General features: G+C 55.4%; 25 protein-coding genes and 1 pseudogene. 17 read left to right on the top strand and 9 right to left on the bottom strand.

The annotated features are described in order from the left end of the window. Positions 1-85: 85 nt before the first annotated feature. The 3 genes and pseudogenes from WM46_RS26935 to tctD form a co-directional block, all read right to left on the bottom strand. A pseudogene (locus tag WM46_RS26935) lies at positions 86-193 on the bottom strand (ESPR-type extended signal peptide-containing protein); the annotation flags it as partial. Between the two features lie 758 nt (positions 194-951). Next, a complete protein-coding gene (locus WM46_RS25770; protein WP_061075036.1) occupies positions 952-2,379 on the bottom strand; it encodes a sensor histidine kinase in 1,428 nt (475 codons plus the stop codon). Next, entirely contained in the window at positions 2,366-3,040 is a 675-nt protein-coding gene (tctD, locus tag WM46_RS25765) for a transcriptional regulator TctD (RefSeq protein WP_044255134.1), read from the bottom strand. Before tctD ends, WM46_RS25770 begins: the two co-directional genes overlap by 14 nt. A gap of 152 nt (positions 3,041-3,192) precedes the next feature. On the opposite strand from tctD, the gene WM46_RS25760 reads away from it, so the two are divergent. Genes WM46_RS25760 through WM46_RS25750 form a run of 3 tightly spaced genes read left to right on the top strand, consistent with a single transcriptional unit; the run spans position 3,193 to position 6,141 of the window. Then, entirely contained in the window at positions 3,193-4,170 is a 978-nt protein-coding gene (locus tag WM46_RS25760) for a Bug family tripartite tricarboxylate transporter substrate binding protein (RefSeq protein WP_102603733.1), read from the top strand. A 14-nt stretch (positions 4,171-4,184) separates the two neighbouring features. Continuing rightward, entirely contained in the window at positions 4,185-4,616 is a 432-nt protein-coding gene (locus WM46_RS25755) for a tripartite tricarboxylate transporter TctB family protein (protein WP_061075038.1), read from the top strand. Positions 4,617-4,626: 10 nt separating this feature from the next. Beyond that, entirely contained in the window at positions 4,627-6,141 is a 1,515-nt protein-coding gene (locus tag WM46_RS25750) for a tripartite tricarboxylate transporter permease (RefSeq protein WP_102603732.1), read from the top strand. Between the two features lie 86 nt (positions 6,142-6,227). Here the strand turns inward: WM46_RS25750 and WM46_RS25745 are convergent, their stop codons facing one another. Then, a complete protein-coding gene (locus WM46_RS25745) occupies positions 6,228-7,727 on the bottom strand; it encodes an alpha/beta hydrolase (RefSeq protein ID WP_102603731.1) in 1,500 nt (499 codons plus the stop codon). A 273-nt stretch (positions 7,728-8,000) separates the two neighbouring features. Between WM46_RS25745 and glaH the strand changes: the two genes are divergently transcribed. The 6 genes from glaH to csiR all read left to right on the top strand — a co-directional run bounded on the left by glaH (position 8,001) and on the right by csiR (position 15,311). Beyond that, complete coding sequence (glaH, locus tag WM46_RS25735) at positions 8,001-8,978, top strand: glutarate dioxygenase GlaH (protein WP_102603729.1); 978 nt, start codon at positions 8,001-8,003, stop codon at positions 8,976-8,978. Between the two features lie 18 nt (positions 8,979-8,996). Further along, on the top strand, positions 8,997-10,265 hold the full coding sequence (gene lhgO, locus WM46_RS25730) for an L-2-hydroxyglutarate oxidase (RefSeq protein WP_102603728.1): 1,269 nt from the start codon (positions 8,997-8,999) through the stop codon (positions 10,263-10,265). A gap of 24 nt (positions 10,266-10,289) precedes the next feature. After that, complete coding sequence (gabD, locus tag WM46_RS25725; RefSeq protein ID WP_061075043.1) at positions 10,290-11,738, top strand: NADP-dependent succinate-semialdehyde dehydrogenase; 1,449 nt, start codon at positions 10,290-10,292, stop codon at positions 11,736-11,738. A 25-nt stretch (positions 11,739-11,763) separates the two neighbouring features. After that, a complete protein-coding gene (gene gabT, locus WM46_RS25720) occupies positions 11,764-13,047 on the top strand; it encodes a 4-aminobutyrate--2-oxoglutarate transaminase (RefSeq protein ID WP_102603727.1) in 1,284 nt (427 codons plus the stop codon). 125 nt (positions 13,048-13,172) lie between these two features. Beyond that, on the top strand, positions 13,173-14,573 hold the full coding sequence (gene gabP / locus WM46_RS25715; protein ID WP_061075045.1) for a GABA permease: 1,401 nt from the start codon (positions 13,173-13,175) through the stop codon (positions 14,571-14,573). Between the two features lie 45 nt (positions 14,574-14,618). Continuing rightward, positions 14,619-15,311 carry a DNA-binding transcriptional regulator CsiR gene (gene csiR / locus WM46_RS25710; RefSeq protein ID WP_102603726.1) on the top strand — a complete coding sequence of 231 codons (693 nt, stop codon included), beginning with the start codon at positions 14,619-14,621 and terminating at the stop codon, positions 15,309-15,311. A gap of 6 nt (positions 15,312-15,317) precedes the next feature. On the opposite strand, the gene lysM is transcribed toward csiR, so the two are convergent. Together lysM and WM46_RS25700 are read right to left on the bottom strand one after the other, a co-directional pair. Continuing rightward, positions 15,318-15,767: a peptidoglycan-binding protein LysM gene (gene lysM / locus WM46_RS25705; RefSeq protein WP_061077921.1), complete on the bottom strand. Its 450-nt coding sequence runs from the start codon at positions 15,765-15,767 to the stop codon at positions 15,318-15,320. 123 nt (positions 15,768-15,890) lie between these two features. Continuing rightward, positions 15,891-16,061: a YqaE/Pmp3 family membrane protein gene (locus WM46_RS25700; protein ID WP_042326004.1), complete on the bottom strand. Its 171-nt coding sequence runs from the start codon at positions 16,059-16,061 to the stop codon at positions 15,891-15,893. Between the two features lie 181 nt (positions 16,062-16,242). Between WM46_RS25700 and WM46_RS25695 the strand changes: the two genes are divergently transcribed. Together WM46_RS25695 and WM46_RS25690 are read left to right on the top strand one after the other, a co-directional pair. Then, a complete protein-coding gene (locus WM46_RS25695; RefSeq protein ID WP_042999641.1) occupies positions 16,243-16,542 on the top strand; it encodes an ArsR/SmtB family transcription factor in 300 nt (99 codons plus the stop codon). A 9-nt stretch (positions 16,543-16,551) separates the two neighbouring features. Beyond that, the gene (locus tag WM46_RS25690; RefSeq protein WP_102603725.1) at positions 16,552-17,079 is read left to right on the top strand and encodes a rhodanese family protein; all 528 of its coding nucleotides are present in this window, start codon (positions 16,552-16,554) and stop codon (positions 17,077-17,079) included. 57 nt (positions 17,080-17,136) lie between these two features. Here the strand turns inward: WM46_RS25690 and stpA are convergent, their stop codons facing one another. Further along, entirely contained in the window at positions 17,137-17,538 is a 402-nt protein-coding gene (gene stpA, locus WM46_RS25685) for a DNA-binding protein StpA (RefSeq protein WP_061075049.1), read from the bottom strand. Between the two features lie 473 nt (positions 17,539-18,011). On the opposite strand from stpA, the gene alaE reads away from it, so the two are divergent. Next, the gene (alaE, locus tag WM46_RS25680; RefSeq protein WP_061075050.1) at positions 18,012-18,461 is read left to right on the top strand and encodes an L-alanine exporter AlaE; all 450 of its coding nucleotides are present in this window, start codon (positions 18,012-18,014) and stop codon (positions 18,459-18,461) included. Positions 18,462-18,495: 34 nt separating this feature from the next. On the opposite strand, the gene WM46_RS25675 is transcribed toward alaE, so the two are convergent. Next, positions 18,496-18,840, bottom strand: coding sequence for a DUF2002 family protein (locus WM46_RS25675; RefSeq protein WP_042326015.1), 345 nt, complete (start codon positions 18,838-18,840; stop codon positions 18,496-18,498). Positions 18,841-19,001: 161 nt separating this feature from the next. Here WM46_RS25675 and WM46_RS25670 point away from each other — a divergent pair, with 161 nt between their 5' ends. Then, complete coding sequence (locus WM46_RS25670) at positions 19,002-19,328, top strand: DUF883 domain-containing protein (RefSeq protein WP_042999636.1); 327 nt, start codon at positions 19,002-19,004, stop codon at positions 19,326-19,328. A gap of 55 nt (positions 19,329-19,383) precedes the next feature. On the opposite strand, the gene WM46_RS25665 is transcribed toward WM46_RS25670, so the two are convergent. Then, positions 19,384-20,727 carry a PLP-dependent aminotransferase family protein gene (locus WM46_RS25665; RefSeq protein ID WP_102603724.1) on the bottom strand — a complete coding sequence of 448 codons (1,344 nt, stop codon included), beginning with the start codon at positions 20,725-20,727 and terminating at the stop codon, positions 19,384-19,386. 88 nt (positions 20,728-20,815) lie between these two features. Between WM46_RS25665 and WM46_RS25660 the strand changes: the two genes are divergently transcribed. From WM46_RS25660 to nrdE, 4 genes are all read left to right on the top strand, one after another. Then, complete coding sequence (locus tag WM46_RS25660) at positions 20,816-21,247, top strand: carboxymuconolactone decarboxylase family protein (RefSeq protein WP_102603723.1); 432 nt, start codon at positions 20,816-20,818, stop codon at positions 21,245-21,247. A 190-nt stretch (positions 21,248-21,437) separates the two neighbouring features. Next, on the top strand, positions 21,438-21,683 hold the full coding sequence (gene nrdH / locus WM46_RS25655; protein WP_042326022.1) for a glutaredoxin-like protein NrdH: 246 nt from the start codon (positions 21,438-21,440) through the stop codon (positions 21,681-21,683). Further along, complete coding sequence (gene nrdI / locus WM46_RS25650) at positions 21,680-22,090, top strand: class Ib ribonucleoside-diphosphate reductase assembly flavoprotein NrdI (RefSeq protein ID WP_102603722.1); 411 nt, start codon at positions 21,680-21,682, stop codon at positions 22,088-22,090. The genes nrdH and nrdI overlap by 4 nt, the downstream gene beginning before the upstream one ends. Next, positions 22,063-24,207 carry a class 1b ribonucleoside-diphosphate reductase subunit alpha gene (gene nrdE / locus WM46_RS25645; RefSeq protein WP_102603721.1) on the top strand — a complete coding sequence of 715 codons (2,145 nt, stop codon included), beginning with the start codon at positions 22,063-22,065 and terminating at the stop codon, positions 24,205-24,207. The genes nrdI and nrdE overlap by 28 nt, the downstream gene beginning before the upstream one ends. Positions 24,208-24,215 lie beyond the last annotated feature (8 nt).

The raw sequence follows: 24,215 nt of genomic DNA, 5'->3' as shown, positions 1-24,215 counted from the left end.
GAGAGGCCAGCAGCAACAGCGACAGGGCACTACGTTTAAAAAGAGGTTGCCAAGCATGGTGTTGTTGCGCGGAAGAGGTCGTTTTTTTTATGGATGATTTTGCTGATGATTGACTTTTCCCTCTCACCAGCTCAGAACAAACCTGAAATACCTTGAGAACTTCATTCCATATAACGCGATAATTTGTGTTCATAATAAATTGCTCATAATCTGATAAAATGTTTATACGCGGTGTAATTGTTTTTAATACGCAACATAGAATCGATAAGCTTCCCTCACCTGGAAATGGGAAATAGAGGGCTATTCAGAAATGAATTCTGAACAGTCTTAAATTAAATACTCTATTGATAGTGTTATAATGATTTCACATATTGTCTCCGACAATAGTATCCATGCATGATTAAATAACCACTATCCAGGATCCACGATTTGCTCTCCGGAGAGAACGTTAATGGAATCACAGACAATCGTCAGAAATTAAAATCAATATTATGCAAATATATAAAGTGTGGCCCTGTACAAAACATCCACTCATACCCGTTGGTTACTGACACCACACGATAGATTCAGACCTTCTGGTGACGAGCCGGGAGCGGCTCGGCAGCAGCCGTTGCGGCTTGCTGTTTGGTTAATAATCTTTATGTAATTCGTGCGCTCAGTTTTACACTCGCCTAAAAAGCTGTCAATACGCCCCCGAACTATTAGCCGGGTTATAAATATCAGAAAATAATTATGAGTGAGAATAAATTCCTGGTTGGACCAGATCACGCAATTTGATTTATCTGTATAATGGAAGGGGAAACCGAGATGAATCCAGGAATTTCATATGCAATAATAAGATTATTAGCGTTTTTTAAAAGCATAAAAATTGCCTTTGAAAAGCACTTTTTGCTAAAAGCATTTATAGCGTAATGTGTTAACTGCTTCTATCTGATTGTCTATAAAGAATATTTACGTTTTCGTCAGGGAATGCGCGACCACTAAAAAGCGTACCCGTACATGCAGCCCCCCTAAAATAGCGCTCCGCGAAAGATGAGGATGAGTGCGATGCAAACGGGCAATATCATTAACCAGCGCCAGGCCGATGCCTGCTCCGGCTTCCGTTCCTGCATTTTCAAGACGATGGAATGGCAGCATTGCCTGATGAATCTGTTCATCCTCGATGCCAGGGCCACTGTCTTCAACCTCCAGCGCCACGGCCTCACCTTCCCGTCGTAACCTGGCGGTCACCGTCCCTTGCGCCGGTGTATATTTCAGGGCGTTATCCAGCAAATTACCGCACAGTTCCCCCAGCAGGACATCATCGCCGTCTACCCATATCGCCTCCTGCGCACCTTCGTAACCCAGATCGATGCCTTTACTGCGCGCCTGTGCCAGTCGCGTAAAGCAACTCGTCTGCACCACCTCGAACAGATTGACCGGTAAAAACTGCCGCTCCCCCTGCTCTTTTCGCTTCACCGCCGAAAGCTGTAACAACCTTTCCGTCAGCAGAATGGTGTTGTCCAGCGTCGTACTCATCGCCCGTAAACTTTCGTGCCACTGCTGAGGCTGTTCGCTGGCAAGCGCCACGGCGGCCTGCGTTTTCAATACGGCCAGCGGCGTTTTCAGTTGATGAGAGGCATCGGCGCTAAACCGTTCCTGACGTGAAATCAGCGCGCGCAGGCGATCCAGATAACGGTTAAACGCAACAATTAGCAGCCGCGTCTCCGACCAGGGCAGCAGTTCAGGTAACGGCGTCAGGAGCTCCGGTTCACGGCGCACCATCAGTGAGGAGAGCTGGCGCATCGGCCGCAGCACGCGGCGCAGTAGCCAGCCGACCAGCACCAGCGTCAGCAACACCAACAGCCCCTGCGTTACCCATGACGAAAACAGCAGTTGTCCTGCCAGGTAACGTCGCGACTGGAGCGTCTCTGCGACGTAGATCTCCGCCATCCCGACAATGCCGCCCTCGTTCACCGGTTGTAACAGACGCGCCACGCGAATGGCCTGTCCCTGATATTGCGTATGATAAAACCAGGCCAGCGCAGGATAGTGTTGCGTCCGGGAAGTGGAAGGCGGCATCGCCGGCAGGTCGTCGTAACCTGAAATCACCTTCCCCGCCGGATCCACCACTTTATAGTACAGCCGGTCATTCATGTTCAGTTCAAAGCTGTCCAGCACCACCCACGGAACATTCACTTCCAGCTTCGCGTGGCGCACCACCAGCCGCTCCGCCACCGTGCGGGCTGACGACAGCAGCGTGCGATCATAGGCCTGCGTTGCCGCCTGCAGGGCGCTGACGTAGCTGTTAAACGCCGACAGTCCCCACAGCAGGATCAGCGGTAGCCCAAGAAACAGCAGCAGTTGCAGGTATAACGACTGGGGTTTAGCCCACCTCATTGCCGCACTCCAGCACGTATCCCAGTCCGCGCAGAGTGGTGATCCGCACATTGCTGCCCTGTAATTTTTTCCGCAGACGATGGATGTACAGTTCGATACTTTCGGGACTGACCTCATCGTTCAGGCTGAAGACCTGTTCGAACAACTGCTGGCGCGATACCGGCCGCGTTCTGCGATACATCAGCACCGTCAACAGCGCCAGTTCACGCGGAGTGAGTGCCAGCGGTTGCTGCTGAAGCAAGAAATACCCTTCGTCATGGAACGCCAGATCGCCCAGTTGCTGAAGCTCCTGTACCTGTCCCGCACTACGCCGGAGCAAAGCCCGCAGCCGGGCGTCCAGTTCCTCAAGTTCGAAGGGCTTGGGCAGATAATCATCCGCTCCGGCATTCAGCCCTTTTACCCGATCCGCCACGGCGCTACGCGCTGTCAGAAGCAGCACCGGCAACGTCTGCGCACGCTTACGCAGACGTTGCACCACTTCCAGCCCGTCGATCCCGGGCATGTTGATATCCAGAACCGCCAGCGCATAGGTTTCACTATGCAGAAGATGGTCGGCAGCCAGTCCGTCGAACACGCAGTCCACGGCGAAGCCGTTTTGCACCAGCGCCTTTTCCAGCCAGTGAGCCAGCTCACGGTTATCTTCCGCCAATAAGAGACGCATATCACATCCTGTAAAGTTTCTGCCGCATTGAAAGGGAAATGAAAGGTTAATGTTTTAACAATCACGCAACCGAACCGCTACATGTTGGTTCACATAATCAAAAAATAGTCTTCCGAACCCTACCATCCGGTTCTCCGGCGTGAGGATAAATAATGAAAAAACAGTTCGTTCGTACCCTTGCTGCAAGCGTTTTACTGATGAGCACCTCTGTACTGGCACAAGAAGCGCCGTCGCGTACCGAATGTATCGCCCCGGCGAAACCGGGCGGCGGCTTTGACCTTACCTGCAAACTGATTCAGGTAAGCATGATGGAAACAGGCGCTATCGAGAAACCGATGCGCGTCACCTACATGCCGGGCGGCGTGGGCGCGGTCGCCTACAACGCCATCGTTGCCCAGCGTCCCGCCGAAGCGGGGACGGTCGTGGCGTTCTCCGGCGGCTCGCTGCTGAACCTGTCGCAGGGAAAATTTGGTCGTTACGGCGTGGATGATGTGCGTTGGCTGGCGAGCGTCGGTACGGACTACGGCATGATCGCCGTGCGCGCCGACTCACCGTGGAAGTCACTGAAAGATCTGTTAACCGCGATGGAAAAAGATCCCAACAGCGTGGTGATTGGCGCCGGAGCCTCTATTGGCAGCCAGGACTGGATGAAATCGGCGCTGCTGGCGCAACAGGCTCATGTCGATCCGCACAAGATGCGCTATGTCGCCTTTGAAGGCGGCGGCGAACCGGTCACCGCGCTGATGGGCAATCACGTACAGGTGGTTTCCGGCGATCTCAGTGAGATGGTGCCCTATCTGAATGGCGATAAAATCCGCGTCCTCGCCGTCTTCTCTGAAGAGCGCTTGCCGGGCCAGCTCGCCAACGTCCCGACGGCCAAAGAGCAGGGTTATGACCTGGTCTGGCCCATCATTCGCGGCTTTTATGTCGGCCCGAAAGTCAGTGATGCCGAGTATCAATGGTGGGTGCAGGCATTTGAAAAACTCCAGCAGACCGACGCGTTCAAAAAGCAGCGCGATCTGCGCGGCCTGTTTGAGTTCAACATGACGGGCAAACCGCTCGACGAGTACGTCAAAAAACAGGTGACCGGTTATCGCGATCAGGCGAAAGCCTTTGGCCTGGCGAAATAAGCATGGAGAGAACCATGAGCGATCGTATTTTCGCCGGTATCTGGCTGTTGCTCTGCATCGCCGGGCTGTTCATCGCCTGGCAAATTCAGAGTGAATACAGCTATGAGCCGGTCGGTCCCCGTCCCTTCCCTTTGGGGATTATCGGCCTGATGGCGCTGTGCGCGCTGGCCATGCTGCTGCGCCATCCGGACGTCGTGGACTGGCCGCGCCGACACGTCCTGCAAAAACTGTTAACGATGGTGATCGTCCTGCTGATGTACGCCTGGGGCTTTGAGTGGCTGGGCTTTCCCGTCGCCACCGCCATTCTGACGCTGGTGATTGGCATTCTGTTTGGCGCCACCCTGCCTGCCGCAGGGCTTTCCGGCGCAATTCTCGGCGTCGCCCTGTGGTACGCCTTCGACCGCCTGCTTGATGTCACCTTACCGCTCGGCGCCTGGCTGAGTTAACGGAGAAACGATGGATACCTGGATATATCTTTCTCAGGGTTTTGCGGTGGCAATGACCCCGGAAAACCTGGTGATCGCGCTGATCGGCTGCTTCGTCGGCACCATTGTCGGCCTGCTGCCGGGTCTGGGGCCGATCAACGGCGTAGCGATCCTGTTACCGCTGGCCTTTGCTTTGCATTTGCCAGCGGAATCGGCGCTGATCCTGCTGGCAACGGTTTACATTGGTTGCGAATACGGCGGACGCATTTCGTCGATTCTGCTCAACGTGCCCGGCGATGCGGCGGCAATTATGACCGCGCTTGATGGCTACCCGATGGCGCAACAGGGGCGCGGCGGCGTCGCGCTCTCCATTTCAGCGGTCAGCTCCTTCTTTGGCTCACTTATCGCAATCGGCGGGATCATTCTGTTCGCCCCCTTACTGGCGCAATGGTCGCTGGCGTTTGGTCCGGCAGAGTACTTCGCGCTCATGGTTTTTGCGATTGCCTGTCTTGGTAGCATGATGGCGCAAAACCCGCTGAAATCGTTTCTGGCGGCGCTGATTGGTCTGGGACTGGCAACCGTCGGCGTTGACGCCAACACCGGGGTTTATCGCTTTACCTTTGACAGCGTGCACCTTTCTGACGGCGTGCAGTTTATCGTCGTGGTGATCGGTCTGTTTTCCGTTTCTGAAATCCTGCTCATGCTGGAACATACCAGCAGCGGGCAGAAACTGGTGCGTAAAACGGGGCGAATGCTGTTCAACGCCAAAGAAGGCGCGCAGTGCGTTGGTGCGACGCTGCGCTCGTCGGTGATTGGCTTCTTCGTCGGCGTGCTGCCAGGGGCGGGGGCCACCATCGCCAGCGCCATTACCTACATGACCGAGAAAAAAATCAGCGGCAACAGTGACAGCTTCGGCAAAGGCGATATTCGTGGGGTTGCCGCACCGGAAGCGGCGAATAACGCGTCGGCCTGCGGCTCGTTTATTCCGATGCTGACGCTGGGCGTGCCGGGTTCCGGTACCACGGCGGTGATGATGGGCGCGTTAACCCTGTACAACATCACGCCGGGACCGGCGATGTTTACCGAACAACCGGATATCGTCTGGGGGTTGATTGCGGCCCTGCTGATTGCCAACGTGATGCTGTTGGTGATGAACATCCCGCTGATTGGCCTGTTCACCCGGATGCTGACCATCCCACTGTGGTTCCTGGTACCGGCTATCGCGGCCGTGTCGGCGGTCGGGGTGTACGCCGTACACAGTACAACCTTCGATCTGGTGCTGATGGTCGCGCTCGGCGTGCTGGGCTACGTTCTGCGCAAAATGCACTTCCCAATGTCGCCGCTGATCTTAGGCTTTGTGCTGGGCGAAATGCTCGAACAAAACCTGCGCCGTGCGTTGTCGATCAGCAACGGCAATATGGCGATTCTGTGGGAAAGCGGCGTGACCAAAACGCTGCTGGTGATGGCCATTGCGGTGATTGTGATCCCGCCGCTGTTACGGATCCTTCGTAAGCGCAACACCAAACCGCAGGTGGATATAGGGTAACGCCTCGCCGGATGGCGCTTCGCTTATCCGGCCTACCCGCAACCCAGGTCGCATAAAACACGTGGCGTTGCTATCCGGTAACGACGTCAATCCTTAACACTGCCCCCGACAACCGCCTCAATCCGTTCCTTCATATAGGGAAAGAACGGATTCGAGGTGACACGCATTAACGTATCCAGCCCCACCAGCAGCGTGGAGGTCTCTCCGCGCAGCGCAATCGTGCCAATGCTCAACCCATAGCGATTCAACGCATCCGGCTTCAACCCATACAATGAATCGGTCAGTGGAAAGGGCACCGCCACATGCGACAACGAATACATCTCCTGCGGCCAGGCTTCCTGTAACGGCTGAACCTGCACGTCACGCGCTCCGGCGAGGGTGTCACGCGCCACCACAGCCAGCGTTTCCGCCGTGGCATTGGTCACCACCGTGGTGCGGTAAGCTCGCGGTACGGACGGCAACAGCGTCGCAGCGGCGGTATAAGAGGACGACCGCAGCAGAGGACGCAGGTTAGCCGCCTGATTGATATCAAACAGCACCAGTTCGCTGCCGTTAGGCCCCAGATAGCGATACAACGACTCCACTACCGCCTGGGTGCTGACGGTGGAGTCCATTACCGACTGAAAGGTCAGCACCGGCGGCAGATCGCGAAGTCGCGTATTCTGCGCATCCTGCACGATTTGCTGCTGTAGCGCTTTGGTCAGCAGATAAGACTGCCGCGCCGCATTGACCGGAAACGAATTGTATTTGAAGGGGTTATATTCAGGCGTGACGTTGAGCCACGCGGCTTTGGCAAAGGCGGGAAACAGCGCCGGCAACCCCGCCAGCCCGGCAAAACGGGCGAATGACGTGACGCCAATCATCGGCGACAGCAGTACCACCTGACGCGGACGTCGCAGCGTGGCGTCGTCCAGACTGTCCAGCGTGTATTTCAGCGCCAGCGCGCCGCCGTTAGAGTAACCCACCAGATGCAGCGGCACCTCGTTACCCGCCAGTCGCGTCGCCTCACGCACCGCCAGACGCGTCGTGGCCAGCCACGCTTCCCAGTCGACCGCCGTTAACGCGCCTGGCGCGGTACCGTGTCCGGGCAGGCGTGGCACCACGGCGATAAATCCCTGCTGCTGGTAGATCCGGGCGACATATTTCAGGCTGTAGGGCGAGTCGGTCAGGCCATGCAGCATCACGGCAACGCCGCGCGGTTTGCCTTGCGGCATCAACACGAATGAACGGTTCCAGTTGGGGGTAAATTGCGCCGGAGCAACCCGACTGCCCGACCAGAAACGGTTGATCGGCGTCTGCTCATCCGGGCTCAGCGTATCGCCTACCTGTTTTTGCAGATCGGCAAACAGCGCCGCTTCCCGTGCCTGATACTGCGCAAAAGTGGCGTTATCCAGCGCCTCCGCGCTCATTTCATTCCCGCGCCAGGTATGCCAGGGATGAAGGTCAGGGCCGCTCTCTGTCTGATACACCCGCACGCCGAGGAAAATAATCAGTACCACCAGCAGCGTCAGTACCACGTGTTTGATCAACGCCAACAGGCCGGAACTGACCCACTTCACACGACGAAAGAGGTTTTTAATCAACATGTTTATTCCGAGCCTCGCTCATCAGACACACCGCAACCGGCGTTAGTGTAGGCTAACCGGCGGTTTCCTCAACCTTTTCCGCCCTTTTCTCTCGGTACGCATCCACTTATCCCTGCATTTAATAATGTTAAATATTTGTTGTTTTTGATCACAAAAAAGAAACAAAAAGTTCATTTTGTGCGCGTTTATTAAAAATGTAGATATTTTTAATTTATGGCTACGAAATAAGCTTCGCCATGTCTCCCTGACCATCTACTGAGAGGATCGATTCTGATGAATGCACTGACTGCCGTTAAACCAAACGCTGAAGATCCAGGCCAACCTGACAACGGATTTACGCTGAAACCGTCAGCCCAGTCCCCGCGTCTGCGGGAACTGACCTTTTCCGCCCGGACGACGGAACACTTTCTTCAGCAGGTCGCGCAATGGCCAGTGCAGGCGCTGGAATACAAATCGTTCCTGCGCTTCAAAGTGGGCAAGATCCTCGACGATCTGTGCGACAACCAGCTGCAGCCGCTGCTGCTGAAAACGCTGCTCGATCGCGCTGAGGGTGCGCTGCTGATCAACGCCGAAGGCGTCGATGACGTGGCGCAGGCTGACGACATGGTCAAGCTGGCAACCGCGGTGGCGCATCTGGTTGGACGCTCCAACTTTGATGCCATGAGCGGCCAGTACTATGCGCGCTTTGTGGTAAAAAACGTCGATAACTCAGACAGCTATCTGCGCCAGCCGCACCGCGTGATGGAGTTGCATAACGACGGCACCTACGTCGAAGAGATCACCGATTACGTGCTGATGATGAAAATCGACGAGCAGAACATGACCGGCGGCAACTCGCTGCTGCTGCATCTTGACGACTGGGAGCATCTTGACGAGTACTTCAGCCACCCACTGGCGCGCCGTCCGATGCGCTTCGCTGCGCCGCCCAGCAAGAACGTCAGCCATGATGTGTTCCACCCGGTATTTGACGTCGACCAACAGGGCCGCCCGGTCATGCGCTACATCGACCAGTTTGTGCAGCCGAAAGATTTTGAAGAAGGCGTCTGGCTGAGCGACCTGTCTGATGCGCTGGAAACCAGCAAAAACATCCTGTCCGTTCCGGTTTCGGTGGGTAAATTCCTGTTGATCAACAACCTGTTCTGGCTGCACGGCCGCGATCGTTTTACCTCGCACCCGGACCTGCGCCGCGAACTCATGCGCCAGCGCGGCTACTTCGCTTATTCCACCCACCACTACCAGACTCACCAGTAAGCGTGAAGGAACAAGCGGATGTATGATTTTGTGATTATTGGCGGCGGCATTATTGGCATGTCGACCGCCATGCAGTTAATTGAGGTCTATCCGGACGCTCGCATCGCACTGCTGGAAAAAGAGTCCGGCCCGGCCTGTCATCAGACGGGCCACAACAGCGGCGTGATCCATGCCGGGGTCTATTACACCCCAGGCAGTCTGAAGGCGCAGTTTTGTCTCGCCGGTAACCGTGCGACCAAAGCCTTTTGCGATCAAAACGGCATCCGCTACGACACCTGCGGCAAGATGCTGGTCGCGACCTCTGAACTGGAAATGGAACGGATGCGCGCCCTGTGGGATCGCACCGCGGCCAACGGCTTAGAGCGCAAGTGGCTGAATGCGCAGGAACTGCGCGAGCGCGAACCAAACATCACCGGACTCGGCGGCATTTTTGTGCCGTCCAGCGGGATCGTCAGCTACCGGGAGGTCACGGCGGCGATGGCGAAAATCTTCCAGGCCAGAGGCGGCGAGATTATCTACAACGCCGACGTCAGCGCCCTGAAAGAGCATGCCTCGGGCGTGGTGGTGCGTACCCGCCAGGGACAGGAATTTGAAGGGTCGACGCTGATTACCTGCTCCGGACTGATGGCCGATCGGCTGGTGAAAATGCTCGGCGTCGAGCCAGGTTTTATCATCTGTCCGTTCCGTGGCGAGTACTTCCGTCTGTCGGCGGAACACAATCAGGTGGTCAACCATCTGATCTACCCGATCCCTGATCCGGCGATGCCGTTTCTCGGCGTCCATCTCACCCGCATGATCGACGGCAGCGTCACGGTTGGGCCGAATGCAGTGCTGGCGTTTAAGCGCGAGGGCTATCGCAAACGCGACTTTTCACTCAGCGATACGCTGGAGATCCTCGGTTCTTCCGGCATTCGTCGGGTCCTGCAAAACAACCTGCGCGCCGGTTTAAGTGAAATGAAAAACTCGCTGTGCAAGAGCGGCTATCTGCGACGGGTGCAAAAGTACTGCCCGAGCCTGACGCTAAACGATCTGCAACCGTGGCCCGCAGGCGTCCGCGCCCAGGCCGTTTCGCCGGATGGCAAGCTGATTGACGATTTTCTGTTTGTCACCACGCCGCGCTCAATCCACACCTGCAATGCCCCCTCTCCGGCGGCGACATCAGCGCTGCCTATCGGCGCACACATCGTCAGTCAGGTACAGACGTTACTGGCAAACCAGAGCAATCCCGGACGCACGCTGCGTGCGGCACGTAGCGTGGACACATTACACGCCGCTTTCACCCGTTAACCTTTTTTCAGACAGGAAGCCATCATGCAACTAAACGATCCGACGTTGTTCCGTCAGCAGGCCTTGATCAACGGCCAGTGGCGCGATGCCGATAGCGGCGAAGTCATTGCGGTGACCAACCCGGCTAACGGCAAGACGCTGGGCAGCGTGCCGAAAATGGGCCGCGCGGAAACCCGCGACGCCATTGAGACCGCTAACCGCGCGCTGCCCGCCTGGCGCAACCTCACCGCCAAAGAGCGGGCGAATATTCTGCGTCGCTGGTTCAATCTGATGCTGGAACATCAGGACGATCTCGCCCGTCTGATGACCCTGGAACAGGGCAAGCCGCTGGCCGAGGCCAAAGGGGAAATCAGCTACGCCGCCTCCTTTATTGAGTGGTTTGCCGAAGAGGGCAAACGTATTTATGGCGACACCATTCCCGGACACCAGGCCGACAAACGCCTGATCGTCATTAAGCAACCCATTGGCGTCACTGCCGCCATTACGCCGTGGAACTTCCCGTCAGCGATGATCACCCGCAAAGCCGGTCCGGCACTGGCGGCAGGCTGCACGATGGTGCTTAAACCCGCCAGCCAGACGCCGTTCTCCGCGCTGGCGTTGGCGGAACTGGCAAACCGCGCCGGGATCCCGGCGGGGGTATTCAGCGTTGTCACCGGTTCGGCGGGCGCCGTCGGTAACGAACTGACCAGCCATCCGCTGGTACGCAAACTGTCTTTCACCGGTTCGACGGAAATTGGCCGCCAGTTGATGGAACAGTGCGCCAAAGACATCAAAAAAGTCTCCCTGGAGTTGGGCGGTAACGCGCCGTTTATCGTCTTTGACGATGCCTGCCTTGATAAAGCGGTAGAAGGTGCGCTGGCTTCCAAGTTCCGCAACGCCGGGCAGACCTGCGTCTGTGCTAACCGTCTGTATGTGCAGGACGGCGTTTATGAGCGCTTTGCGGAGAAACTGCAGCAGGCGGTGGAAAAACTGCATCTCGGTGACGGTCTGGCTCCCGACGTCACCACCGGCCCGCTGATTGATGAGAAAGCGGTCGCCAAAGTGCAGGAACATATTGCCGATGCGCTGGAAAAAGGCGCCCGGGTGATTAGCGGTGGGAAACCGCACGCGCTGGGCGGCAATTTCTTCCAGCCGACCATTCTGGTGGACGTGCCAGACAACGCGAAGGTCGCCAAAGAAGAGACCTTCGGCCCGCTGGCCCCGCTGTTCCGCTTTACCGATGAAGCCGACGTGATCAGACAGGCCAACGACACCGAGTTTGGTCTGGCGGCCTATTTCTACGCCCGCGATTTGAGCCGTGTCTTTCGCGTTGGCGAGGCGCTGGAGTACGGCATCGTCGGCATTAATACCGGCATTATCTCGAACGAAGTCGCGCCGTTTGGCGGGATCAAAGCCTCCGGTCTTGGCCGTGAAGGTTCCAAATACGGCATCGAAGATTACTTAGAAATCAAATATCTGTGCATTGGCCTTTAATAATAAATCGACTGGAGAACACCTGATGAGCACCAATAACGAATTAATGCAGCGTCGCACTCATGCCGTCCCGCGTGGCGTAGGACAGATTCACCCGATCTTTGCCGAGCGCGCGGAAAACTGTCGGGTCTGGGACGTGGAAGGCCGTGAGTTCCTGGATTTTGCCGGCGGCATTGCGGTACTGAACACCGGACACCTGCACCCGCAGATCGTCTCGGCAGTCGAAGAACAGCTGAAAAAACTGTCCCATACCTGCTTCCAGGTGCTGGCCTATGAGCCGTATCTGCAACTGTGCGAAATCATGAACCAGAAAGTGCCGGGTGACTTCGCCAAGAAGACCCTGCTGGTCACCACCGGTTCCGAAGCGGTGGAAAACGCGGTGAAGATCGCCCGCGCGGCAACGAAACGTACAGGGACGATCGCCTTTAGCGGCGCGTACCACGGTCGCACTCACTACACCCTGTCACTGACCGGGAAAGTGAACCCGTACTCCGCCGGAATGGGGCTGATGCCGGGTCACGTTTATCGCGCGCTCTATCCGTGCGCCCTGCACGGCATTAGCGAAGATGACGCCATCGCCAGCATTCACCGCATCTTTAAAAACGATGCCGCGCCGGAAGATATCGCCGCCATCGTGATTGAACCGGTACAGGGCGAAGGCGGTTTTTACGCCGCCTCTCCGGCCTTTATGCAGCGCCTGCGCGCGATTTGCGACGAGCACGGGATCATGCTAATTGCCGATGAAGTGCAGAGCGGCGCGGGGCGTACCGGTACGCTGTTCGCGATGGAGCAGATGGGCGTGGCGCCGGACATCACCACCTTCGCCAAATCCATTGCCGGCGGCTTTCCGCTGGCGGGCGTGACCGGACGCGCCGACGTCATGGACGCCATCCCGCCGGGTGGGCTGGGCGGCACCTATGCCGGTAACCCGATCGCCTGCGCCGCCGCGCTGGCGGTACTGAACATTTTCGAGCAGGAAAATCTGCTGCAAAAGGCGAACGAACTCGGCAAAACCCTGCGCAACGGCCTGCTGGCGATAGCTGAAACGCATCGTGAAATCGGCGACGTTCGTGGGCTGGGCGCCATGATCGCCATTGAACTGTTCGAAGACGGCGACCATAACAAGCCGGATGCAAAACTGACGGCGGAGATCGTCGCACGCGCCCGCGACAAAGGGCTGATCCTGCTCTCCTGTGGGCCGTACTACAACGTGCTGCGCATCCTCGTTCCGCTCACCATTGAAGAGGCGCAAATCCGCCAGGGGCTGGACATTATCGCCCAGTGTTTTGATGAGGCGAAACAAGGTTAACCCTTGCAGCCCATTGCCGGATGGCGCTTCGCTTATCCGGCCTACAGAGTCGGCGTGGTTTGTAGGCCGGATAAGGCGGAGTCGCCATCCGGCAAACGGCTCAATAACAATAAAGAGGTCATAAGATGGGGCAACTGTCGCAATCACATGATTTAGGGGGCGGGCTGAAATCACGCCACGTCACCATGCTGTCTATTGCCGGGGTTATCGGCGCAAGTCTGTTTGTGGGTTCCAGCGTGGCGATAGCCCAGGCCGGGCCTGCGGTCCTGTTGGCCTATCTGTTCGCCGGGTTACTGGTGGTGATGATCATGCGGATGCTGGCCGAAATGGCCGTCGCCACGCCAGACACCGGTTCCTTTTCCACCTACGCTGATAAAGCCATCGGGCGCTGGGCAGGCTACACCATCGGCTGGTTATACTGGTGGTTCTGGGTGCTGGTGATCCCGCTTGAAGCGAATATCGCCGCGATCATTCTCAATTCCTGGGTCCCCGGCGTCCCAATCTGGCTGTTCTCGCTGGTTATCACGCTGGCGTTAACCGGCAGTAATTTGCTGAGCGTCAAAAACTACGGTGAGTTTGAGTTCTGGCTGGCGCTGTGCAAAGTGATTGCCATCCTCGCCTTTATCGCCCTCGGCGCGGCGGCGATCAGCGGCTTTTACCCTTACGCTGAAGTCAGCGGTATTTCGCGCTTATGGGATCATGGCGGCTTTATGCCGAACGGCTTTGGCGCGGTGCTGAGCGCCATGCTGATCACGATGTTCTCATTTATGGGCGCTGAGATTGTCACCATCGCCGCCGCCGAATCCGACACGCCGGATAAGCACATCGTCCGCGCGACTAACTCGGTCATCTGGCGTATTTCGATCTTCTATCTGTGTTCGATCTTTGTCGTCGTCGCCTTGATCCCGTGGAACATGCCGGGTCTGAAAGAGGTTGGCTCCTATCAGTCGGTGCTGGAACTGCTGCATATTCCGCACGCCAAACTGATTATGGACTGTGTGATCCTGCTCTCGGTAACCAGTTGCCTGAACTCTGCGCTGTATACCGCGTCGCGAATGCTCTACTCCCTGAGCCGCCGTGGCGACGCGCCGGCCATGATGGGCAAAATCAATCGCAGCAAAACCCCCTGGGTGGCGGTGCTGCTCTCGACCGGCGCAGCGTTTTTAACCGTAGTCGTGAACTATTATGCCCCGGCAAAAGTGTTTAAGTTCCTGATTGACAGCTCCGGCGCCATCGCCCTGCTGGTGTATCTGGTTATCGCCGTTTCTCAACTGCGGATGCGCAAAATCCTGCTGGCGGAGGGCGGCGAGATCAAACTGAAAATGTGGCTCTATCCATGGCTGACCTGGCTGGTGATTGGTTTTATCATCTTTGTGCTGGTTGTGATGCTCTTCCGCCCGGCGCAACAGCTGGAAGTGATTTCCACAGGGTTGCTGGGGCTGGGGATTATTTGCACCGTGCCGATTATGTCGCGCTGGAAAAAACTGGTATTGTGGCAAAAGACACCGCTGCAAAATACCCGTTAAATGATTTCCCGGCGCAGGCCGGGAACACGATTCAGGAGTAAGACCATGACCGCCATTTCCCATCCGACGGCCATAGATGGATACCGCTGGCTGAAGAACGATATTATTCGCGGTGTTTATCAGCCTGATGAAAAACTGCGCATGAGTTTATTAACCTCACGCTATTCTCTTGGCGTTGGGCCGCTCAGGGAGGCGCTTTCTCATCTGGTGGCGGAACGGCTGGTCACGGTGGTGAATCAGAAAGGGTATCGGGTGGCGTCCATGTCAGAGCAGGAACTGCTCGATATTTTCGACGCCCGCGCCAATATGGAAGCCATGCTGGTAAGTCTGGCGATTGAACGCGGCGGTGACGAATGGGAAGCCGAGATCCTCGCCCGCGCCCACATGCTCAGCAAGCTTGAGGCCAGCGACGCCAGTGAACACCTGCTGGATGAGTGGGATTTACGCCATCAGGCATACCATACCGCTATTGTTGCCGGATGCGGTTCGCAGTATCTGCTGCAAATGCGTGAACGGCTGTTTGATCTCGCCGCGCGTTATCGGTTTATCTGGCTGCGAAAAACGGTCTTGTCGGTTGAAATGCTGGAAGATAAACACGTTCAGCATCAGACGCTGACCGAAGCAATTCTGGCGCGCGATGCGACGCGCGCCAGTGAACTTATGCGCCAACATTTACTGACGCCGATTCCTATTATCCAGCAGGCCATGAACGGTAAACTGCTGGCGCAAAAATCCTGACGGCACTTATTCTTCCGGAATACGCAGCACCTGGCCGGGATATATTTTATCCGGGCTTTTAAGCATCGGCTTATTCGCCTCAAAGATTTTGTTATACAGGTTGGCATTGCCGTAAACCTGTTTCGAAATAGCGCTCAGGGTATCGCCGGATTTCACCGTATAGAACTGACTCTCGGCGGCAGGCGCGTCGGTTTTAACCTGATCCTCCACGCTGGCAATCCCGGAAATATTCCCGACCGCAATCAGGATTTTTTCTTTCGCTTCCTGGCTTAATCCGTCGCCAGTGACCGTCGCCTTGCCATCGGCAATTTGTACATTCACCTTGTCGGCATCCGGAATACCGGTTTTATTCAGGTGGTCCTGCACCTTTTTGGCTAAATCGTCTTTATCGTGATTGCCGGTGACTGCATCCCACAATTTTTCCCCGGCGTCTTTTACAAAGTTGAAAAGTCCCATATCCACCTCGATCATTGACAATAAACACTCACGAAGTGTAGCAGAAAGTTTCGCTTAAAATTCTGGCGGCACGGCGACCGGTGCAGCCCGATAACGTCACGCTATCGGGCGGTATTATGACGCTTAAGAAAGCGTTGAAGGACGGGTTTGCACCCAGAACGCGTGAATCAGACCCGGGATATAACCCAACAACGTCAGAATGATATTAAGGATGAAGGCCCAGCCGAACCCTTTCCCCAGCAGAACACCCAGCGGCGGCAGAACGATCGTAAATACAATTCTCCAGAAACCCATACACACTCCAAAAAGAAAAATTACTTATTGTTTAAAAAGGGATTTTATCCCTAAGCGTAGCGAGCTTAGCGGAGATCGCCAGTCATCACTCTCGCTTTTACCCTCTTTTACGTTTTTTACGCTGGCAGGCGTTTCACTTTTATTTTAGAATTTACTTAATTTAGAGAAACCTAAAATGCATATGAGCGAACTTGAACAACTCCAGGCCAGCGCAGAACAGGCGGCGGCCCTGCTGAAAGCGATGAGCAACCCTAAGCGACTGCTTATCCTGTGTATGCTTTGCGGCTCACCGGGCACCAGCGCGGGCGATCTGGCACGCGCCACCGGGTTAAGCCCGTCGGCCACCTCACAGCATCTGGCAAAAATGCGCGAAGAAGGACTGATTGGTAGCCAGCGCGATGCCCAGCGCATCCTCTATTTCATTAAAAATGCAGCGGTGAACTCACTCATTGCCACATTGAAAAACGTCTATTGTCCATAAGGAGTGAACATGACTATCGGGACGATTTCCCCGCGCGATGCAAAGGCCCGTATCGAGCAAGGCGCCAGACTGATTGATATTCGCGATGCCGACGAATACCTGCGTGAACATATTCCGCAGGCCCATCTCGCACCGCTGAGCGCTCTCGAACAGGGGGGCTTTCCAGCCAGGCTGCGAGGTGAGCAAGTTATCTTCCATTGTCAGTCCGGAAAACGGACGCAAAACAATGCGGCGACATTGCAGGCTCTTGCCGCACCGGCAGAAGCCTTGTTGCTGGAAGGGGGCATTGACGGCTGGAAAGCGGCGGGTTTCCCCACGGCGGAAGATAAATCACAGCCGCTTCCGCTGATGCGTCAGGTACAAATTGCCGCAGGCGGGCTGGCCTTACTGGGCGTTGTGTTGGGGTACAGCGTCAACAGTGGCTTTTTCTTGCTCAGCGGATTCGTGGGCGCGGGATTATTGTTTGCCGGACTGACTGGCTTTTGTGGCATGGCACGACTGCTCGACAAAATGCCGTGGAACCGTCGTCCTCAATAATAGCGGGAAACAATAGTGGGGAAATAAGCGGTGAGGATCACCTCACCGCTTACAGAATTAGATCAGAAAATCGTCCAGCGATTTACCTGCCGCCAGTGCCTGGGCAATCGGTTTTGGCGTACGCCCCTGGCCGGTCCAGGTTTTACTTTCCCCGTTAAGATCGGTATAGCGATATTTCGCCGGACGCGGCTGGCGTTTTTTACCCACTCGCATGGTCGCGACGTCATTCCCGAATAACTCTTCCGGGCTAATTCCGTCGGCCTTCATCATTTCCAGCAAGGTATTAATTTTCTGCTGCTGTTCAGCGCGCTGACGCTGTAACTGTTCTTCTTCTTCACGTCTTTCTTTAGTGACGACCCTGAATTTCTCCAGCATTTCTTCAAGAACGTCAATGGAGAACTCGCGAGCCATGGCGCGTAATGTACGAATATTATTTAAGTTCTGTAACATCAAATTCATAATAATTAAAACCCTTTAACGCTAAAACAAATTATTACACTGTGCAGTCTATTATATTATCAGAACATTTTCCAGCCCCTGGAATATAACAGAGGAAATACCACCTCCCGTTATTATGCCCTGAATAATATCCCGGCCCATTTTCTCATTCTCTGACGAATAACCTCCATACCGGCTCATCGGGCACAGACATGCGGTTTTTGCCTTACATGGAAACCCCTCAACCCGAACCATCACATAACCAATTGATTTTTAATCATTTAACACATACCAACAACAAAAACTCTATCCGGTACAAAAATCAGGCGGTTACAGAGTATTTTATCGACAAAAAGTGTAAAAATAAAAACATTCCGCTAGTTGATAGTTACAAGACAGCAATATACTCTATCATCAAGCGAAAAGACCGCGACAAAACACTAACGAAAACTCATTTAACGGCGATTTTACCCCTTTTTACAAGGAGCATTAGCATGTTCTCACCACAGTCACGCTTGCGTCATGCTGTAGCAGACACGTTCGCGATGGTTGTCTATTGTTCTGTCGTGAACATGTTGATCGAGATATTTCTCTCCGGAATGACCTTTGAGCAATCACTTTCTTCCAGACTGGTCGCCATTCCGGTCAATATACTGATCGCCTGGCCCTACGGAATGTATCGTGATCTCTTTATGAAGGCGTCGCGTAAGGTGGGTTCTGCGGGGTGGCTGAAAAACCTGGCGGATGTGCTGGCTTATGTCACCTTCCAGTCCCCGGTGTATGTCGCTATTCTGCTAACGGTGGGCGCTGACTGGCATCAAATTACCGCCGCAGTCAGTTCTAATATCGTGATATCGATGTTGATGGGGGCGGTTTATGGCTATTTCCTGGATTATTGCCGCCGCCTGTTTAAGGTGAGTCGCTACCAACAGGTTAAAGCCTGAAACGACTCGGCGACTGGCTGTGCCAGTCGCTGAATTAATTCGCTTCGCCAAACAGTCCATTCAAATAGCGCTCAAGCGCAATACGCGAACTAAAGCCGTGAGGAATTCCGTAGTGTTCGTGGGTGTCCCCGGCTAAATAAAGCGGAAAATGCTGATAATGATCGCAGGTTTTAATATCAGACGCCGGTTCAGCCAGCGAAGAACTGCGCTCTTTTAATGTCGGATGGATCACCAGCGCGGTGCGTCCCATACGCGCTTCGCGATTAACATAGACATAATTCTCGCCACGTCGATAACCGTACGTTTTCTGTGTCACCACATCGACGGTAAACCCCACTTTTTCAAGTACGCGCGCCACCTCGTCAGGTCGTAAATACATATTTTTTCCTCGTTATCTTTTACTGCGGGCTTACCTTACCTGATTCAGCATTAGCAACGCTTTCAGAAAAGTCCATAAACGCGCAATAACGCCGTGAGCCGTCTCAGAAGTTAAAAATATCGACTAAACTGAAAGTCACATCGAAATCACTGGAGGATCATATGTTTAACCGACCGAACCGAAACGACGTAGATGATGGCGTGCAGGATATTCATAATGACGTCAATCAATTAGCCGATAGTCTGGAAGCCGTACTGAAGTCATTGGGCAGCGATGCGAAGGATGAAGCGGATACAGCACGGCGTAAAGCGCAGGCGCTGCTGAAAGAGACGCGGGCGAAAATGCATGGCCGGACGCGCGTGCAGCAAGCCGCCCGTGACGCCGTAGGCTGCGCCGATACGTTTGTACGTGATAAACCCTGGTGTAGCATCGGTACAGCGGCGGCGGTGGGGATCTTCGTCGGGGCGTTGCTGAGTCTTCGTCGCTAAGGGTGAGGCCGGCGCCGGATAGCGTTTAAGTTTATCCGGCCTGGCATAAACTCGACTACAGTGCCGACTGAATGGCCTGCCGCAACCGCGTTGCCACCTGACACGCGATTTCAGGCGAAGCGATGTTAGTGAACGACAGCACTATCCCTCCCATCCCCGATGTATTCAACCGCCAGCGACTTAGGGCCTGCACGGCCAGGCCCGCCTCATTGGCTTTACGTACCGGCGCGATATCGTCACCGTCAACGGTAATCACCAGCTGTATCCCGCCCTGTTGAGGTACAACGTGAAATCCCTGTTCGCCGAGCGCCCTTTCCGTCCATTCTCTTCGCTGCGCATAGTGCTGACGCATTTTTTTCAGATGCCGCCAGAAATGCCCATCGTGGATAAAATCCGCCAGCGTTTGCTGCCAGAGCAGCGGCACGCTACAGGCCATCCGTACCGCCTGCTGACGGAAACGGCTCACCTGGTTTACTGGCACCACCAGCCATGCACAGCGTAAGGCGGGAAACAGCGATTTGCTGAACGTACCGGCGTAAATCACCCGCTGTGGCGCATCCAGACTTTTTAGCGGCGGCAGCGGTTTGCCGTGATAACGAAACTCGCTGTCGTAATCATCTTCAATAATCCACGCCTGGCTATGCGATGCCCATTCCAGCAGTTGATGACGTCGCGATAACGACAGCGCGACGCCGAGTGGGCTTTGATGGGCAGGAGTGAGTAACGCAAAACGCGCATCCGGATAGTTGTGGATCCCGGTCGCCACATTCAGTCCGTCGCCATCGACCGGAACCGGCAGCAGCGCGACGTTTTCCTGTTCAATCACCGGACGGATCAACGGAAAGCCAGGATCTTCAATCCACATGCCATCGCCCGGCGTGGCCAGCGCGCGCAGGATGAGCGTCATCGACGCCGCATAGCCTGAGGTGATAAAAATCTGCTCGGGCAGACAGTCAATACTGCGCGACACGCGCAGATAATCCACGATTGCCTGGCGTAGCGCGGCTTCACCGCAGACGTCGCCGAGAGCCAGATCAAAACGCGTCTGCATGCGCAATCGTCGCCCCATCACCCGCGCCCAGATGTCTCGCGGAAAGAGATCTAACGCGGGAAGCCCCATCTGAAAGGGCTGAGGGACTGTGCTTTCTCCGGCAAAGACCACCGGTTCGCTGAACGCCTGTTCCGGCTGCAACTGTGCGCTGACAAACGTTCCCGCTTGCCCTCGCCGCTCCAGCCAGCCCTGCGCCACCAGCTCCGCATAGGCGTTTTCCACCGTCGAGCGCGAAATACCCAGCTCCTGTGACCAGGTACGGCTGGACGGCAGTCTGGCGCCGGGCTGGAGTTCCCCACGTTCAATGGCCGTTTTTAACTGGCGGGCAATTTGCTGATAGCGCGGCATATGGTCTGCTTTTTTCGTAAATATATGGCTCTCTTTTACAGTCCATTATAGTGCTACATTGCCGACCATCAATACGAGGAGAAGCACCATGACGACGTTACGCCAGCCCTACTATGAACTCAGCCCTGAAGTCTATAACGCCCTGGTACAGGCGAAAACGGCACTGGAAAACAGCGCGCTGGATACCACGCTGATGGAATTGATTTACCTGCGTATTTCGCAGATCAACGGCTGCGCGTTTTGTCTGGAAATGCACAGCAAGGCGCTGCGTAAATCGGGTGTCGCGCAAAGTAAACTGGACGCGCTGGCCGGCTGGCGAGTGAGCCATCATTTCAGCGAGCAGGAGCAAGCGGCGCTGGCATGGGCGGAATCGGTGACCGATATCGCCAGAACCCATGCTGAAGATGACGTTTATCTGCCGCTGCTAACGCATTTCAGCGCTCGCGAAATCAGCGACCTGACCTTTGCGATCGGTCTGATGAACTGTTTTAACCGCCTGGCCGTTAGCATGCGGATGTAAACCGGCGATTTTTTACCATAAACTCCCGCTCCCCGCCGTGCTCATCGGTGGGGAGTTATTAATCGAAAATTCCCATATCTTGTATGGTTGAAACTTAATTCAACTACATCTAGTATTCTCTCTATCAGTACACACCCAACCCGACGCGTCTTATCGCGCCGTTTTCTCATTTTAAATGGAAATACGAATCATGCGCATTACTATTTACACTCGAAATGACTGTGTTCAGTGCCACGCCACTAAACGGGCGATGGAAAGCCGTGGATTTGAATTTGAGATGGTGAACGTCGACCTGGTACCCGACGCGGCCGATACCCTGCGTGCGCAAGGTTTTCGTCAGTTGCCGGTTGTCATTGCCGGCGAGACCAGTTGGTCAGGATTTCGTCCGGATATGATCAACCGTCTGCATCCTGAACCTCGGGTAGCCAGCGCATGAACCCGCTCGTCTACTTCTCCAGCAGCTCCGAAAATACGCACCGCTTTATGCAGCGTCTGGGGCTGCCCGCCATTCGCATTCCGCTGAATGAACGCGAACGGATCCGGGTAGACGACCCCTACATTCTGGTGGTGCCTTCCTACGGTGGCGGCGGCACGGCTGGCGCAGTGCCACGACAGGTGATCCGCTTTTTAAATGATGCTCACAACCGGGTGTTAATTCGCGGTGTCATTGCCTCTGGCAATCGTAACTTCGGCGAGGCGTATGGTCGCGCAGGGGAAGTGATTGCCCAAAAATGCGCCGTGCCCTGGCTCTATCGTTTTGAACTGATGGGAACCCCCGCCGACATCGACAACGTTCGAAAAGGAGTAAGCGAATTTTGGCAACGACAACCGCAGAACGCGTAACGCAGGAATCGCTGGATTACCATGCGCTGAACGCCATGTTGAATCTGTACGATAAAGCAGGCCGTATTCAGTTCGATAAGGACCGGCAGGCGGTAGACGCCTTTTTTGCCGCCCATGTTCGCCCCCACTCTGTCACGTTTAGCAGTCAGGAGGAACGTCTGCAAACGCTGGTGCGCGAAGGGTATTACGACGAAAGCGTTCTGGCGCGTTACGATCGCGCTTTCGTGGTGACGCTGTTTGCCCGCGCCCACGCCAGCGGTTTTCGTTTCCAGACCTTCCTTGGCGCCTGGAAGTTTTACACCAGCTACACGCTGAAAACCTTTGATGGCAAACGCTACCTGGAACACTTTGAAGACCGGGTGGTGATGGTAGCGCTGACGCTCGCGCAGGGCGATGAAGCGCTGGCGTCACAACTCACCGATGAGATGCTCTCAGGGCGTTTCCAGCCCGCCACGCCCACCTTCTTAAACTGCGGTAAACAGCAGCGCGGCGAACTTGTCTCCTGCTTCCTGTTGCGGATTGAAGATAACATGGAGTCGATCGGACGGGCGGTGAACTCCGCGCTTCAGCTCTCCAAACGCGGCGGCGGCGTGGCGTTTTTACTCTCTAACCTGCGCGAAGCCGGCGCGCCAATCAAGCGCATCGAAAACCAGTCCTCCGGGGTGATCCCGGTGATGAAGATGCTGGAAGACGCCTTTTCCTATGCCAACCAGCTAGGCGCGCGTCAGGGGGCGGGGGCGGTGTATCTGCACGCGCATCATCCGGATATTCTGCGTTTTCTCGATACCAAACGCGAAAACGCCGACGAAAAGATCCGCATTAAAACGCTCTCGCTGGGGGTAGTGATCCCGGACGTCACTTTCCGCCTGGCCAAAGAGAATGCGCAGATGGCGCTGTTTTCACCGTATGACGTCGAGCGTCTTTACGGTATGCCCTTCGGCGATATCGCCATAAGCGAACGGTACGACGAACTGGTCGCCGACGAGCGCGTGCGCAAAACGTACATTAACGCCCGCGACTTTTTCCAGACACTGGCAGAAATTCAGTTTGAATCCGGATATCCCTACATTATGTATGAGGATACGGTGAATCGCGCCAACCCGATTGCGGGTCGTATTAATATGAGCAACCTGTGCTCGGAAATTTTGCAGGTCAATAGCGCCTCCACCTACGATGAGAATCTTGACTACGCGCAGATCGGGCATGACATCTCCTGCAACCTCGGCTCGCTGAATATTGCCCACACCATGGATTCCCCGGACGTTGGCCGGACGGTGGAAACGGCGATTCGCGGGCTGACGGCGGTGTCGGATATGAGCCATATTCGCAGCGTTCCGTCGATTGCCGCCGGTAATGCCGCCTCCCACGCCATCGGGTTAGGACAGATGAACCTGCACGGCTATCTGGCGCGCGAAGGCATCGCTTACGGTTCGCCAGAAGGGCTGGATTTCACCAATCTCTACTTTTACACCATCACCTGGCATGCGCTGCATACGTCGATGTTGCTGGCGCGCGAGCGTGGGCAGACCTTTGCCGGATTTGCGCAGTCGCGCTATGCCAGCGGCGAGTTCTTCACGCAGTATCTGGAGCAGAACTGGGCGCCGAAAACCGAAAAAGTCCGTGCGCTGTTTGCCCGTAGCGGCATCACGCTGCCGACGCGCGAAATGTGGCTGTACCTGCGCGACGAGGTGATGCGCTATGGCATCTATAACCAGAATCTCCAGGCGGTGCCGCCGACCGGTTCGATCTCTTACATCAATCATGCGACGTCGAGCATTCACCCGATCGTTTCGAAAGTGGAGATCCGCAAAGAGGGCAAAACCGGGCGCGTCTACTATCCGGCCCCGTTCATGACCAATGAGAATCTGGATATGTACCAGGACGCCTATGAAATCGGCGCGGAGAAAATCATTGATACCTACGCCGAAGCCACTAAACACGTCGATCAGGGCCTGTCACTGACGCTGTTTTTCCCCGATACCGCCACCACCCGCGATATCAACAAAGCGCAGATCTACGCCTGGCGAAAAGGCATTAAGTCGTTATATTACATTCGCTTGCGGCAGCTGGCGCTGGAAGGTACTGAAATAGAAGGCTGCGTTTCGTGCGCACTGTAAGGAGAGCG

This window comes from Citrobacter freundii complex sp. CFNIH2, from assembly GCF_002880615.1.
Classification (GTDB): domain Bacteria; phylum Pseudomonadota; class Gammaproteobacteria; order Enterobacterales; family Enterobacteriaceae; genus Citrobacter_A; species Citrobacter_A amalonaticus_F.
Note: the sequence above shows the minus strand (reverse complement) of the source record. Positions and strands in the feature narration are given on the sequence as shown.